The 14,580-nt window shown below is 69.3% G+C and carries 14 protein-coding genes and 1 pseudogene; 3 read left to right on the plus strand and 12 right to left on the minus strand.

Going from position 1 to position 14,580, the window contains the following annotated elements:
• Nucleotides 1–18: 18 nt before the first annotated feature.
• Nucleotides 19–333 (minus strand): hypothetical protein, encoded by a 315-nt coding sequence (locus ACWD5F_RS15265; RefSeq protein WP_401716349.1) that lies wholly within the window; start codon nt 331–333, stop codon nt 19–21.
• A gap of 370 nt (nt 334–703) precedes the next feature.
• Here ACWD5F_RS15265 and ACWD5F_RS15270 point away from each other — a divergent pair, with 370 nt between their 5' ends.
• Nucleotides 704–1,810, plus strand: a complete 1,107-nt coding sequence (locus ACWD5F_RS15270) for a helix-turn-helix domain-containing protein (RefSeq protein WP_451254498.1) — start codon at nt 704–706, stop codon at nt 1,808–1,810.
• 62 nt (nt 1,811–1,872) lie between these two features.
• Here ACWD5F_RS15270 and ACWD5F_RS15275 read toward each other — a convergent pair.
• From ACWD5F_RS15275 to ACWD5F_RS15285, 3 genes and pseudogenes are all read right to left on the minus strand, one after another.
• Nucleotides 1,873–2,283: pseudogene (locus ACWD5F_RS15275) on the minus strand (aquaporin); the annotation flags it as partial.
• 158 nt (nt 2,284–2,441) lie between these two features.
• Nucleotides 2,442–3,182, minus strand: coding sequence for a DUF1275 family protein (locus tag ACWD5F_RS15280; protein WP_451254499.1), 741 nt, complete (start codon nt 3,180–3,182; stop codon nt 2,442–2,444).
• A 143-nt stretch (nt 3,183–3,325) separates the two neighbouring features.
• Nucleotides 3,326–4,324, minus strand: a complete 999-nt coding sequence (locus tag ACWD5F_RS15285) for a LysR family transcriptional regulator (RefSeq protein WP_451254501.1) — start codon at nt 4,322–4,324, stop codon at nt 3,326–3,328.
• Between the two features lie 278 nt (nt 4,325–4,602).
• Here ACWD5F_RS15285 and ACWD5F_RS15290 point away from each other — a divergent pair, with 278 nt between their 5' ends.
• Nucleotides 4,603–4,902 (plus strand): hypothetical protein, encoded by a 300-nt coding sequence (locus tag ACWD5F_RS15290; protein WP_451254503.1) that lies wholly within the window; start codon nt 4,603–4,605, stop codon nt 4,900–4,902.
• 98 nt (nt 4,903–5,000) lie between these two features.
• Here the strand turns inward: ACWD5F_RS15290 and ACWD5F_RS15295 are convergent, their stop codons facing one another.
• From ACWD5F_RS15295 to ACWD5F_RS15325, 7 genes are all read right to left on the minus strand, one after another.
• Entirely contained in the window at nt 5,001–6,320 is a 1,320-nt protein-coding gene (locus ACWD5F_RS15295) for a glycosyltransferase family 2 protein (RefSeq protein ID WP_451254505.1), read from the minus strand.
• Nucleotides 6,317–6,490 (minus strand): peptidase, encoded by a 174-nt coding sequence (locus tag ACWD5F_RS15300; RefSeq protein WP_124003915.1) that lies wholly within the window; start codon nt 6,488–6,490, stop codon nt 6,317–6,319. Before ACWD5F_RS15300 ends, ACWD5F_RS15295 begins: the two co-directional genes overlap by 4 nt.
• A gap of 112 nt (nt 6,491–6,602) precedes the next feature.
• Nucleotides 6,603–7,862, minus strand: a complete 1,260-nt coding sequence (locus ACWD5F_RS15305; protein WP_451254507.1) for a nucleotide sugar dehydrogenase — start codon at nt 7,860–7,862, stop codon at nt 6,603–6,605.
• 467 nt (nt 7,863–8,329) lie between these two features.
• Nucleotides 8,330–8,986 (minus strand): class I SAM-dependent methyltransferase, encoded by a 657-nt coding sequence (locus tag ACWD5F_RS15310; protein ID WP_451254509.1) that lies wholly within the window; start codon nt 8,984–8,986, stop codon nt 8,330–8,332.
• A gap of 25 nt (nt 8,987–9,011) precedes the next feature.
• Nucleotides 9,012–9,740, minus strand: coding sequence for a ferritin-like domain-containing protein (locus ACWD5F_RS15315; protein WP_451254511.1), 729 nt, complete (start codon nt 9,738–9,740; stop codon nt 9,012–9,014).
• A gap of 186 nt (nt 9,741–9,926) precedes the next feature.
• A complete protein-coding gene (locus ACWD5F_RS15320; protein ID WP_451254513.1) occupies nt 9,927–10,586 on the minus strand; it encodes an O-methyltransferase in 660 nt (219 codons plus the stop codon).
• A gap of 159 nt (nt 10,587–10,745) precedes the next feature.
• A complete protein-coding gene (locus tag ACWD5F_RS15325; protein ID WP_451254515.1) occupies nt 10,746–11,891 on the minus strand; it encodes a DUF475 domain-containing protein in 1,146 nt (381 codons plus the stop codon).
• A gap of 153 nt (nt 11,892–12,044) precedes the next feature.
• Here ACWD5F_RS15325 and ACWD5F_RS15330 point away from each other — a divergent pair, with 153 nt between their 5' ends.
• Nucleotides 12,045–12,986 carry an endonuclease/exonuclease/phosphatase family protein gene (locus tag ACWD5F_RS15330; RefSeq protein ID WP_451254517.1) on the plus strand — a complete coding sequence of 314 codons (942 nt, stop codon included), beginning with the start codon at nt 12,045–12,047 and terminating at the stop codon, nt 12,984–12,986.
• Between the two features lie 259 nt (nt 12,987–13,245).
• Here the strand turns inward: ACWD5F_RS15330 and lysA are convergent, their stop codons facing one another.
• Nucleotides 13,246–14,580 (minus strand): diaminopimelate decarboxylase, encoded by a 1,335-nt coding sequence (gene lysA / locus ACWD5F_RS15335; RefSeq protein ID WP_451254519.1) that lies wholly within the window; start codon nt 14,578–14,580, stop codon nt 13,246–13,248.

Below are 14,580 nucleotides of genomic sequence, written 5' to 3' on the forward strand. Positions count from 1 at the left end.
CCCTTTCTTCGGGCCGCTTCAGGCCTCGTGCGGCCTGTTGAGCGCGCGGATGGCTATGTCGTACGCCAGTCCCGCGATGGCGAGGGCGACGGCGGGCCAGACAACGCCGGGCTGGACGTGGCCCGTTGCGATGGCGGTCGCGAGGCCTCCGCTGCTGCCGACGGCGGTGATGGTGGGGATCGCCGGCAGCCGCGGGGCCGGCACCTCCAGGCGCCAGACGCTGCGGCGGCCCGCGTCCAGGATTCGTACGTCCGAGGCGGAATCGCGCTCTCGGGTGAAGTTGGCTGCGTTCCCGCCCGGAGGGCTCTTCTTCGTGTCACGCTGAGAAGGCATGTGCAGCTCCAGTGCTGATTGCCGGCCGTGTTCGGTTTCGGCTTTGGCCTCGGCTTCCGCTTGGGCTAGTGGTCAGGTTTTTGCTTGGACTTGTACTTGGCATATCCAGTGAAGGCGGATCTGAACTTCCAGCCAAACGCGATAGTTCAAGTCGATGAAACATCGAACAATCGGCGACCGGCCGCCGGCGGAACCGCGTACACAATTCCTCCCGTTCTTCGCTTCCTTCTTCGTCGCTCAGCGCGGAAGAATCTTGAGGGATCGTTTCCTCATAGCCCCTCGCCCCGACATATGCGGATCAGGTGGATTACGGTGCCCTCGCCCGGGAAGAATGGCCCACCATCTGAGGAGGCGTGGCAAAGGGGGGCTCATGGGGCGCAGGGTCAATGCCCTGCCCGACGACGGGCGGCCGTTGACAGGCTTCGCGCTGCGGTTGCGTGCCCTGCGTGAGAAGGCCGGTTCCCCGAGCCTGACCGAGTTGGCGGAGCTGACCGGCTATGGCCAGCCCCGGCTCTCGGAGTTGTTCAACGCGAAAAGAATGCCGAGCAACGACCTTGTGTGTGACGTCGTCCAGGCACTCGGCGGAGACGACGCGGCATGGCTCGTACAACTGAAGGCGCTGCGGGAGGCGGAGGACGAGTTCCAGGCGGTCACCGCGCGCGACGGAGACACTCTTGAAGCCCAGGTCGCGAGGCTGGAGTTCGAGAACAAGAGGCTGCTCGCGCTGACCTTTCACCCGGATTCCGTCATCGCGCAGGCGAAGGCCGCGACCGAGGCCGCAGCGGCCCGGATAGACAAGGCCACGGCTCTTGAGGCCCAGGCGCGCTCGGTGCTCGCGGAGGCACTGGACCAGACCCGGCAGGCGCATGAGCGGCTGCCCGCGGTGGAACGGCAGGCCGAGTCGATCCTCGGGGACGCACGTGCCGAGGCGGACCGGCACGCGCTGTTGGGCCGCTCGGAGCGCGACCAGATAACGCTCGAAGCCAACGACAGGGCCGACGCGATCCGCCGCAAAGCGCAGCAGGAGGCGAGCGCGCTCAAACAACGCGCCATCGAGAACGCCCGGGAGCACCGGGAAAAGGCGGCGGCCGCAACCGACCGGATGCTCAAGGAAGTCGATCTGCTGCGCGCCGAGGCCGAACAAGCGGTCCAGCTCGCTCAGGCGCAGCGGTCGAACATGGAACGGCGCGCGAAGATCGAGATTGAACGGCTCGTCCGAGCGGTCCAGAAACGACTCGAAGAAGTGGGGGCCCGTGAGGAGACGGAACTACTTGAACTGCTCCTGCTGGACTTCAACATCAACGACAGTCACGACGGGGTGATCGGGCGGCATGCGCGGAGGCCCGTCGAATCCGGGCCGTCTGCCTCGCCTTCCGCGGATACCGGAACGGTCATCCCCGAGCAGGCGCGCGGGATTTCGGAGGAGGACGCCGAACAGCCTTGGCTGCCTTGGGGATTCCCGCCTTCGAAAGAGTGAGCCTCTGCGGATTCGATACGTCCCGTCCGCCCGACCCGTCTGATCACCGCGGTCGCGGCGAGTGCCCCCATCGGCGGCGCGAGCAGGTACACGGGCAGGAGGGAGAGGTCGCCGACGAACACCGCCGGGCCGAACTCCCGTGCCGGGTTGGCCACTCCGCCGGTCAACGTGCCGAAGGCGAGGATCTGCGTGGCGATCATCGTGCCGACCGCCCAGGGGGTGAAGCGGCCAAGTCGGCGGCTGGAGATGCCGATTCCCGCGACGGCGACAATGACGATGACGATGACGAACATCGTGCCGGCCTCGATCGCGGCGACCGCGGCCCAGGGCGAGAGCATGACGGCGGTGACGGTGTAGCCGGACAGGGGCGCCACGGCGACCAGCCTGCCCTCGGGGGTGTTCCACCAGCCGCCGGCGGCCGGGTCGAGGGTGCCCATCAGCCAGCGGACCGTGGTGGTCACGGCGAACATCATCAGTGCGGTGAGGGTGAGTTCGAGGAGGGCGGAGTGGAGGGTGCGGCGCCAGGTGGGGTGGGTCGGCCGTGCGGGGAGGCGGTCGGGGTCGGGGCTGAGGCCTAGGGCGGAACCCTTCTCCGTCGCCCTCACCGTCGTACCGCGCACGTCGTTCTTCGTCACAGCGGCTTCGTCCACGAGGCGTCCGACCGCGTCAGCGTGAACGCCGCGATGGTCGCCGCCACCAGCAGCGCCGCGGCGAAGAGCAGGGGCAGGGCCGTTCCGCCGTGTTCGACGGCGACGGCGCCCGCGAGGCCTCCGGCGAACATCGCCCCGGCCGAGAGCATCCGGCGGCCGGCCTTGCCGCCCTTGCCGCCCGCGAGGCGGCTGTCCGCGGCGACTCCGGTGATGGTGAGGGTCAGGACGGTGGTGGTCAGGTCGGGGACGGCGAGGGTGCGGGCGGTGGCGTTCTGGATGCCCAGGGCGAGGCCGAGGAGGGCGATCAGGGTGTACTGGACGGTGCCCGTGTGAGGGGTCGCGGTGGTCTGCGCGACGACGTACGCCGCCAGGACCAGGGTGGTCTCCAGGAGGAGTGCGAGGTGCAGTACGCGGCCTCGGTGGGCCCCGACCCGGCGGGCGAGGCGGCCGCCGGCCAGGGCGCCCGCGGCGAACGCGGCGAGTGCCGCGAGCGAGGCGGCCAGCGAGAAACCGGCCGCGCCGGCGATCGCGAAGCCGGAGAAGACGACGTTGCCGGTCATGTTGGCGACGAAGACATGGCCGAGGACGAGGTAGCTGAAGGCGTCCACGAGGCCGGTGACCACCGTCAGCGCGAGCATCAGGGGCGGGAGCGGGCCGTGTCGGTCGTCCTTGTCGGGGACGACCGTGGCCCACGCGTCACGCAGTACGGCAGCGGCAGACATGGCGTTGCTCCCCTTCGCTGGAGGACTCCTGGGTTCCGGTCTCCCGGCCCTTTCCGAGCCTCTCTCCACAGGGAACGTTCCGTCCAACATATGGATACGGATGCAGCAATCGGCCAGAGCGATCGATCGGGCCGAGCCTGCCCTCAGCCCCTGACCGCGTGCCGTTCCACCACTTCCAGGAACGCGGCGCCCGCCGGCGCCAGCCGCTTGCTGTCGTGGACCACGCAGATGGTGTGCACCGCCGCCTCGTCCGCGATGCGGAGCGCGCGGGCGCCGTAGGGCAGCGGTCCGGCCAGCGGGCCCGCGCCCCGGTCCGAGCCCTGGCTCCCACCCTGGTCCGGGCCTTGGCTCCCGCCCTCGCCCCCGCCCGGCACGCCGTCACCGCCGAAGAGCGACGACCGCGGTACGACCGTCACGCCGATCCCCCGTGCCGCCAGCCGGACCATGTCCTGGATCTGGCCGACCTGGAAGTGCTGACCCGGTTCCACTCCCGCGCGGGCGAACGCGGCCTCGACCTGCCGCCGCAGTCCGCTGCCCTGCGTGAACTGGATGAGCTGGTGGCTCTCCGGCAGGTCGGCGAGGTCGACGACGACGTCAGCGCCGTCGGCGAGGGCGTGGTCCGCGGGCACGACCAGGACGAGCGGGTCGGCATCCAGGACGAAGTGGTCGAGCCCTTCCGGGACTTGGCGCGGACCGAGGCCCACTACGGCGATGTCGAGGTCCCCGGCCAGGACCGCGGCGGCCATCTCCGCGCTGGGCGCGTTGGTCACGTGGAAGTCGATGCCCGGGTAGCGGGCGTGGTAGTCGGCCATCACCTCGACCAGGTCGACCGAGGAGGCCCGCGTCTGCAACAGCCCCAGGCGCAGGCGCCCGCGCCGCAGTCCGGACAGGGCGCCGAGGGCGGCCTGGGCGTTGTCGACGTCGGCGAGGATGCGGCGGGCGAGGGGTTCGAGGAGCTCTCCGGCGGCCGTCAGCCGTACGGAACGGCTGGTGCGGCTGAACAGCCGGGCGCCCACGTCCTTCTCCAGACGGGCGATCTGCTGGCTGAGCGCGGACTGGGCGACGTAGCAACTGGCCGCGGCCTGCGTGAAGTTGCGGGTCTCGGCGACGGCGAGGAAGTACTTCAGGTGCCTCAGGTCCATCGCGTGCTCGACCTTCTATTCATCTCTGCCGCAGATCGATATGAGCAGAACCATGTGCTGGACCGATTCATTGTCGCAGGCCCAGCGTCGATGGCGTCGCCGGACGACCCATCGACCCATCCCCCGCCGACTTCGAGAACTTCGCCGAGCCCCGCCCCCAACTCAGCGCCCGTGCAAGGGAGGACCTCGAAGCGGCGGCCCGACTCCTGCTCGACAACCGCTGGGGTTTCCGTCTGCACGCCACCTACGACGGCGGATTCCCGGACGGGACACGGTGGTTGTTCGACCACGCGGAGACGGTGAGCCGGCGCAGTCTGGAGCGGATCAAGGCGCTGGGCGGAGCCGTCTCGGTGCAGAACCGCATGATGTTCCAGGGCGAGGCCTTCATCGACCGCATCGAGTCCCTGGTGACGGTGGCCGGCGGCAAGATCGTGCATGCGGCCGGGGACTACGGACCTCGACCGCATATCGCGACAGCTGGACAGAACGCTCGACCCACTGGACGGCTGCTACTGAGGGCCACCGGCTTCCTCGGGCAACTCCCCTCTCCTGCTCCGGAGTTCTCCTTCTACTGGTGACCGCCGCCCAGCCGGGCGCGCAGCAGGTTGGTGTCGGTGGCCGTGGTGTAGGCGCGTGTCGGGGCCGTTGAGCGCGACGAGCACGTCGTCGTCGACGCTCACACCTTCATCAGGTCCTGCGCCTCGGTGCGGTGTCGGCCCTTCGGCAGAGCCGTCTTGGCCGTCAGTCCTCGGGACTGCCACGCGTTGTCACGGAGCTTGAACAGAGCCCAGTAGCGGGTGGGGCACAGCAGCACGATGTTCATGAAGACCGCGGTCGGAGTTCCGACGAGCCACGAGTGCAGCCGCTGGCGGGTGGTCATGTCCGGCCGCATGAGTACGTAGAGGCCCGCTTGGCCGTATCGGACGACGAGATAGACAGCGAGGTAGACCAGGGCCACGCCGGGGTTGTGGTAGCGGCCGCCCAGAGTCAGCACCGTCATCACGAGGGTCCAGGCCAACATCACCGGGGTGATGACGAGTTGGAGCAGGCCGAAGGTCGGTGAGATGAGTTGTTTCAGGGAGAGCCGGGAGTAGACGAACGGGAGCATCCACCACCAGGACCGGGCCCAGCGCAGGCGTTGCCGGTACGTCTTCTTCAGCGTGGTCGGCATGTCGGTGATCACGCCGGCCTCGTTGACGGCCACGACCTCACCGCGCATGAGGGCCCGCAGCGCCAGCCAGCGGTCGTCGCCCGTTCCGCACTCCACCTCGTAGGCGTCCAGGTGGTCGTACAGCAACTCGGCCCGGTAGAGGGCGAGTGCGCCCGACGTGGTCTCCAGCGCTCCGAGCATGGAACGCGAGGACCGCATCATCACGCACGAGGTGCCGATGTCGATGTCGGCGGCCCTGGAGACCCAGGTCTCCTCGAAGTTGCGGATGTAGATCATCCCGGTGGTGGCCTGGATCCTCGGATTGCTCATGGCCCGGAGCTGCTGCTCCAGCGCGTCCGGGAAGGGCTCGCCGTCCGAGTCGATGGTGAGAACGAAGTCGAAGTGCTTGTTCCGCGCCTGGAGATGACGCAGCACGGTGACCTGGGCGCCGCGCTTGCCCTTGTTCTCCTGTCGGTGCCAGAAGACCCGCGGGTGCTCGAAGGGCTCCACGGGGTGTTGCTTCGAGCCGTCGTCGATCACGTGGATCTCGTCCACCGGATGTGTCTGGGCCAGCAGTGACCACACCGTTCGGTGCAGGTTCTCGGTGGGCTCCTCGAAGGCGGGGATGATGGCCACCGTCCGGCCGGGAGCCACGGGCAGGTGGGTGAAGGATCTGCCTTTCAGGAACGAGACCAGGCAGAGCACGATCACCATCATGCCCAGCCACCAGTAGAACGTCAGGATCGGGCTCTTCGACTGCAGGTGCACCACCACGGTGGCAGCGGCCAGAGCCGCCACCACCACAGCGGTCACCGCGATGAATCGGATCCGCGATGAAGTGCTCAAGCGGTCACCCGCTCGGCGCGGGTCGCCAGGCGGAAGACCGCCACGCCACTCATCACCAGGAGCATGGCTCCCAGCACGATCCATCCCAGCGCCGTACCGCCGGTGGCGGCCAGTGCCGCTCCCCCGGTGGCCGTACCGATCGCGGCGCCCACACCATTCTGTCCGTACATGCCTGCCTCTTTCCGGAGCGCCTCGGGCGCTCGACGTCGTGGCCGGTCGGCACGGCACCGCGCATGTCCTGCACGCGGGCGCCGAGCTACGGCTGTTGTGCCTTCTCGCGCTCTAGAGCCGCTCGACGTGCGGGGCTGTCGCCATGACGCCTCGGGTGTCCAGCACGTAGACGGCCTCGGCGGCGAGTCGGGCGAGATCGAACTCACCGTGCGGGGTGAGCAGGACGACCGCGTCGAAGTCGGCGACGCTCATGTCGTGTTCCGCGGTGGCGAAAGGAATCTCCCTGGAGCCACCGTCCGGCAGATAGGGGTCTACGACAGTGACGTCGGCCCCCATGGTGCGCAGTCGGTCGATGACCTGGACGGCCGGCGACTGGCGGGCGTCCGCGGTTCCCGGCTTGTACGCGGCGCCGAGGGCCAGGATGCGGGCGCCGTGCACGCTGCGGCTGAAGCGACGGCTGAGCGAGTCCTGCAGCCGGCGCACCACGTAGTCGGGCTGGCCTTCGTTGATGTCCTGAGCCAGCTCGATGAGCCGGAAGGTCTGCCCGTGCCGCGCCTTGACGTGATGGCTGAGGTAGACGGGGTCGATGGGCAGACAGTGTCCGCCGACGCCCGGTCCGGGTACGAACTTGGTGAAGCCGAACGGCTTGGTCGCGGCCAGCTCCAAGGTGTGCCACACATCCACGCCGAGTGTGTGAGCCATCCGGGAGAGCTCGTTGACCAGGGCGATGTTGACGTGCCGGTAGGTGTTCTCGAACACCTTGGCCAGTTCGGCTTCTTCGAGCCCCGATGCCGGGACGGTGACGTCGGTGACCGAGTCGTAGAAGGCCTTCACCTGACGCAGGCAGGCATCGGTCAGCCCGGCGACGATCTTGGGTGTGTTCTCCAACCGCCAGTCCGCGTTGCCGGGGTCGATGCGCTCGGGACTGAATCCGACGTGGAAGTCCCGCCCGGCGACCAGGCCGGAGCCCTCCTCCAGCAGCGGGATGAGCACGTCACGGGTGGTGCCCGGATGCGTGGTCGACTCGAGCACCACGGTGGCTCCCGGTTCCAGCCACTCGGCGAGTACGGCGCCCGCCTCCCGTACGCAGCTGAGGTCCGGCGCGCGGTCGGTCAGCGGGGTCGGCACGGTGATGACCGCGACCTCGAAGCCCTTGAGGTCCTTCGGGTCCGAGCTCGCGATGTACGCGCCCGAACGCAGTACTCGCTGCAGGCGGTCGGAGTCGATGTCCTCGATGTAGGACGATCCGGCCGCGAGCTTCTCGCAGCGTTTCCGGTCGGGCTCGTAGCCCGTCACGGTGTGTCCGGTCTCGGCGGCCCTGAGGGCCAGAGGCAGGCCGACATAGCCCTGCCCGAGCACGCAAACGTGCATGGTGGTTTCCTCCCCTTAAGCCGGCTCGCGAACATGTGCGAACCGGAAAACGGCGCCCGTGAAATGCGAACCGACTGTTCCTGAAGCAGCCGGTCGCGGCGTCGGGTACTGCTTGAAGCGGTGTGGGAACGTCGGGCTGAATCCCGGTCGGGTTGCAGCAAACGCCGACGTCGAACCCTCACCGCGTCACCGACCTGTCCAGGCCCCCTGCCTGAACGTGACCGAAATACGGCCGGTGATCTTCACGAACCCCCTCATCCGTGGAACTTCAACTCGCACCGTCTCTTGCTTGATCAAGACTTCAAGGGTTTGCCGCAAAGCGGAAGGGCTGTTTCCAGATCGCGACATTGAGACCAGTGCACTCACGAACACCGCGCGCCCCCTGCGCACGCCCTTCACTCCGCTGTTCAGATCTACGCGCCGGTTGTCGACGGTTTAGTCACCGGACTTCCAGGAGGAATCCGTGCTCAATTGGCCGGACCTGCCGTGCGGAGTTTCTCGTAACCCACGAACTCGAAGACCCGAACCCCGAGTTGAAGCGGCGCAGGACTCCCCTCGAAGCGATGCACCCCCACCGCCTGGACCTGCCCCTCGCCGCTGAGCCATTCGCCGGCGAAACCCCGCTCCTCGAACCACCGGCAGATCAGTGGGACCCGGTCGGGGGTCTTGCGGTGGCGGGTCCAGATGACTCGGCCGCCGGTCTTGGTGAGTTGGGTGCAGACGGTGATCGTGCGCTCGATGTCCGAGTCCCTGATGTTGCCGAACAGCCCGCAGATCAGGACGAGGTCGGCCGGAGCCAGGCCGGCGTAGTGGTCGAGGAGTGCGGCGTCGGCGGTGACCGTCTCGATCTGGTGCAGGCCGGCCGAGCGGGCGGCCGACGCGGCCGACTCGGTGTTCTGCGGGTCCAGTTCGACCAGGCGGGCGTGTACGTCGTCACGACGGGGGTGGGCGGGCAGGACACCCAGGAGGTCGCGGCCCTGGCCCGCGCAGAGACTGACCACCCGAAGCGGACCCGGCGGACACGCGTCCAGGGCCAGGCGGATACGGCCCTGGACCGTCAACAGCCGCTGAGCCAGAGGCGATTCGGGGGCGTCGTAGGCGTCGTGCCATTTCTGCCAGTCCATGGGCGGGACCCTACGAGAGCCCCGTTCAGGAGGTCGACCACTCGTCCGGGTGGGGTGCGAGGACGGTGGCGGCGACCGCACCCCCCGTCGTCATGACGTCCGCCACGAAGCGGAGGCGGCCGACGTGGAGTTGGTGGAGGGCGCGGCCGTGGTCCACCGCTACCACCAGGGTGACTGCCAGGAGGAGGACGCGCCACGCGAGCATGACCGGGCGGCGGGTTGCGCGGGGTAGTTCCGTCAGCGATTCGTGCAGGCGGTCGCAGTGGAAGGGGACGTGGCGTTCCTCGTCGGCGAGGATGCGGGACGCCACCGACGAGGTGAGCGGGTCGTCGGTGCCGTCGCGCAGGGCGCGGTAGTAACGGAGGGCCACCACCTCCGCGATCATCAGGACCAGGAGTTCCAGGCGCAGGCCCATGAGGCGGCGTAGCCGGACGAAGACCGTGTCGGTCCAGTGGCCGGTCAGGGTCGGTTCGCCGCCGGACTGGAGGAGGCGGGCCAGGAGGCGGGCGTGGTTTTGTTCCTCGGCCACGAAGAGGCGGACCGCCCGGGCGTAGTCGGCGTCGCCCGCCTGGTCCGCCTTGGCGACGAGGTTGGCGCCGTCGCCGTCCTCGCCGACCTGGAAGCGTTGGACGCTGGACCAGGTCGCCGGGTGCAGGGTCGCCCCCTGTGTCCAGTCCGGGTCGCCCTGGGCCTGCCGCGCCTCCCGTTCGTCCTCGAACCGCTGTGTCCACTTGGCGAATCCGTCGGTCCGCACGTCGGGTCCCCTCTCCGGGACACAACCACCGTGTCCGTGTTCGTGTCCTGGAGAGCAACGACGCCCGGCGGCATCAAAACGTTCCGCCCAGTTCGATTCGACCAGTTTGATCAGCTCGGCCCGTCCGGCCAGTTCAGCCCGTCAGGCCAGTTCGACCAGTTCGGCCCGTTCAGACCCGGCTGCGCCTCAGCGCTTCCGGGCCAGGGTGATGCCGTCCGCCATGGGCAGCATCGCCAGGTCGATCCGCTTGTCGCCGTGCAGGGTTTCGTTGACCGCGCGCACACCCACCGTGTTCGGGTCCTGCTGCGTGGGGTCGGCGACCCGGCCGGACCAGAGGGTGTTGTCCAGGACGATCAGGCCGCCGGGGCGGGTGAGGGCGAGGGACTGCTCGTAGTACTGCGGGTAGTTCGCCTTGTTGGCGTCGATGAAGACCAGGTCGAAGGCGGCCGGGCCGCGTTCCAGGAGCAGCGCGTCCAAGGTCTCCACGGCGTCGCCGAGGCGCAGTTCGATACGGTCCTCCACCCCCGCCTGCTGCCACGCGTGGCGTGCCATCGCCGTCCATTCCTCGCTGACGTCGCAGGTGAGCAGCGTTCCGTCGGCGGGCAGGGCGCGGGCCATGCACAGGGAGCTGTAGCCGGTGAAGGTGCCGATCTCCAGGACCTCACGCGCCCCGGTGAGCCGGATCAGCAGCGCGAGGAACTGGGCCTCCTCCGGCAGGATCTGCATGATCCGGTTGGGCAACGCGGCGGTGTCCTCCCGCAGTTGCCGCAGGGCGGGTTCCTCGCGCAGGGAGATGTCACGGACGTAGTCGAGCAGGGGTGGGGTCATGTCGATCTGGTCACGCATGGTGGCTCCCTGACGGTGAAGTTACCGGTGAAGTATCGTTACGCTCTGCATTCACATGCAATCAGAGCGTGACGAATCTTGGCCAATCACACTTCATCCGTTTGCGTGGGAACTCACCGTCGGGACACGCGTGTTGATCGCGGCCACCACCCGCGACCGCTACCCGACCTTGGCCGAATCCGCCTCCACCGGCTCCCCCGGCTCCCCCTCCGCCGCCGCCAGCGCGGAATTGCGCCGCACCGAGGACCAGAAGGACCAGCCGATCAGGACGACGCCGACGAGACCGGTGATGACCTCGTTGATCTGGTACTGGATGGTGACCATGAGGATCACGGCCAGCGCGCCGATCGCGTAGTGCGCCCCGTGCTCCAGGTACACGTAGTCGTCGAGCGTGCCCTGCCGGACCAGGTAGACCGTCAGCGAACGGACGTACATCGCGCCGATGCCCAGACCCAACGCCATCAGCACGATGTCGTTCGTGATGGCGAACGCGCCGATCACGCCGTCGAAGGAGAAGGACGCGTCCAGGACCTCGAGGTACAGGAACATGAAGAACGCCGCCTGGCCCGCCAGTACCACCGGCGCCCGCTTCCGCCCGCTCCGCTCGGCCGCCTCCTGCTCCTCCTGCTCGCGCTCCTCCTCCGCCTCCAGGCGGTCCTCGAAGAAGCCGGAGAGCCCGCCGACGACCATGTACGTGATCAGGCCGGCGATGCCGGAGATGAGGACCGTCTGCGCCTTGTCGGCGTGACCGCCCCCGTGCTGGTGGGCATGGGTCGCGAAGGTGAACGCGGTGATCAGCAGGACGATCAGGGCGATGCACACCGCCAGCATGTCGACCTTGCCGAGCTTGGCGAGCGGGCGCTCCAGCCAGCCCAGCCACTTGATGTCCCGGTCCTCGAAGATGAAGTCGAGGAAGATCATCAGCAGGAACATGCCACCGAACGCGGCGATCGCCGGGTGCGCGTCGGTGACGAGCTGCTGGTACTGGTCCTTGTCGGTCAGCGCCAGGTTGACCGCGTCGTACGGGTTCTTCTTGGCGGTGATCGCGACGATGGCCACCGGGAAGAGCAGCCGCATGCCGAAGACGGCGATCAGGACGCCGACCGTGAGGAAGATCGTCTGCCAGAAGGGCGACATCTTCTTCAGGATCCCGGCGTTGACCACCGCGTTGTCGAACGACAGCGAGATCTCCAGGACGGTCAGGATCGCGATGACGCCGAACGCCGTCCACCCGCCGTACAGCACTCCTACGGCCAGTCCGAGCGCGGTGGCCACGAACGACCAGCGGAAGGTCTTCAGAAGCACCGGTTGCCCCTTCCCGTTGTCCCGTTGTCGTGCGGTCGCCCGCGGACCGGGCACAGAACAGCCCTGACCGTCACCGGCGTTGTCTATCATGGCCGCCTGTCGCCCGGGTGTCGCGGCGAGCCCCCGGCACGGACACTCTGGGCAAGGGGGCGCGTGACCGTCACAGCGATACACAGGCGCGTACGGCGCCGGGAGTACTGGCCGATCGGCTGCGCCGTCGCCGTCACCGCCCTCCTGACCCTGCACTCCCTGGTCCCCAACCGCCCCGGACGTCTCGGCAGCGCCCTGGAGACGTTCCTGCCGTGGCTGGGCGTGGCCGTACCGCTGCTCGCCTGCCTCGCGCTGATCCTGCGGTCCGTGTGGGGCCTGGTCGCGTGTCTGCCGCCGACGCTCGCCTGGCTGTGGCTGTTCGCCGGACTGTGGGTGCCGCCGGGCCCGTACGACCTGAGCGTCGTCCAGCACAACGTGGCCGACGACAACACCGACCCCGCCGGCACCGCCCGGGCGCTGCTCGCCACGCGCGCCGAGCTGGTGGCCGTGGAGGAGCTGACGCCCGCGGCGCGGCCCTCGTACGAGGATGTCCTGCGCGCCACCCATCCCCATCGCGCGGTCCGCGGCACGGTCGGGCTCTGGTCCGCGTACCCCCTCTCGGACGTGCGGGCCGTCGACATCCGGCCCGCGGGCTTCCCCGACGGCTGGCAGCGCGGTCTGCGGGCCACGGTCGCCGCGCCCGACGGCGAGATCGTGGTGTACGTCGTCCATCTGCCGTCGATCCGGCTCGGCGCGGGCGGTTTCGCGTCGGCGGCGCGGGACGAGAGCGCGGCGCTGCTCGGGACCCGGATCGCGGCCGAACCGGCGGACCGGCTCCTGGTCGTCGGCGACTTCAACGGCACCGTGCAGGATCGTGGGCTCGGCCCCGCCGTCTCCCAACTCACCGCCCCCGGCTCGGGGTTCGCGTTCAGTTGGCCGGCCTCCCTGCCGGTGGCGCGGATCGACCAGGTGCTCGGGAGAGGGGTCGAGGTGACGGAGGTGTCGACGCTGGACGCGACCGGGAGCGATCACCTTCCGGTGGTGGGGCGCGTACGACTCGGTTAGGGCGCGTACGGGCAGACCGGTCGGGCGCTCACCGCGGCGCGCCACTGCGTCCTCGGCACGGAGAACGGCGAAGTCCCGGCGTTTCAGGAGCTGTTCGGGGGTGAGGCCGGCGAGGTCGGCGTGCCAGTTGTCGTAGGGCTTCCAGCGGCTCGTGGCTCCGGGGTGCCGCCGACCCCGTCCCGGCCGCTCGGGATTTTCAGCCGCCCGCATCAGACGCCCGCAGCCGAATCCCCCCTCACTCCCACCGAATTCCCCTCGCCTACAGGCCCACGTCCCGGCTGCGGATGTCGTCCAGGGACTCCCGGCGGACCAGGAGGCGGGCGTGGCCGTCGCGGACCGCGGCGATCGGGGGGCGGCCGACGAGGTTGTAGGTGGAGGCCATGGAGAGGTGGTAGGCGCCGGCGACGGGGACGGCGAGGAGGTCTCCGGGGCGTACGTCCGCGGGGAGTTCGACGTCGGTGGCGAGGGTGTCGCCGGCCTCGCAGTGCCGGCCCACGACGGTGACCGGGGTGCGGTCGGTGGTGGTGCGGCGGCCGATCAGGCGAGGGGCGTAGCGGACGCCGTAGAGGGCCGGTCGCGGGTTGTCGCTCATGCCGCCGTCCACGGCCACGAAGGTGTGCGTGCCGGTGCGTTTGACGGCGAGCACGTGGTAGAGCGCGATGCCCGCGGGTCCGGCGATGGCCCGGCCCGGTTCGATGGTCAGGCGGGGTACGGGCAGCCCTGCGGCGCCGCAGGCGTCGTGCAGTTCGGCGCGGACCCGGCGGGAGAGTTCGGTGAGGTCGAGGGCCGGTTCGCCGGGGCGGTAGGCGATGCCGTGGCCGCCGCCGAGGTCGAGTTCGGGCAGGACCAGGCCGTGCTGCTCGTGCAGGCGGGCCATGAGCCCGACGACGCGGCGCACGGCGGCCAGGTACGGCTTGACCGTGGTGATCTGCGAGCCCAAGTGGCAGTGCAGACCGGTGAGTTCGAGCTGCGGCTGGTCGAGGATGCGGGCGATCGCGTGCTGCGCGTGCCCGTCGGCGATGGACAGCCCGAACTTCTGGTCGTCGGTGCCGGTGCGGATCTTCTCGTGGGCGCCCGCACTGACCCCGGGCACGACCCGGACCATGACCTTCTGGTGACCGCCGGGCCCAACTGCCGCCGCCAGTCTGGCGATCTCCGACGGACTGTCGATGACGATGCGGCCGACACCGAGGCGCAGGGCCGTCTCCAGGTCGCGCGGGGACTTGGCGTTGCCGTGCAGCACCATCCGCTCGGGCGGGAACCCGGTGGTGACCGCCAGCTCCAGTTCACCGGCCGAGCAGACGTCGAGACCGAGGCCCTCCTCCTCGATCCAGTGGACCATCGCCCGGCACAGGAACGCCTTGGCCGCGTACAGGACTTCGGCGTCCGGGAAGGCGTGCAGATAGGTACGGCAGCGGTCGCGCACCTCGGCCTCGTCGAGGACGTACACGGGCGTGCCGAAGCGGTCGGCGAGCTCCGCGAGCGGTACGCCGCCCACGGACAGTTCGCCGGGGTGGGGCTCGGTGGTGGAGGCGGGCCAGACCGACAGATCGTCGGCGAGGGCGGCGACCGCGGGGTCGTGAACGGTGGTCAT

The sequence above is a fragment of the Streptomyces sp. NPDC002499 genome (assembly GCF_053595415.1).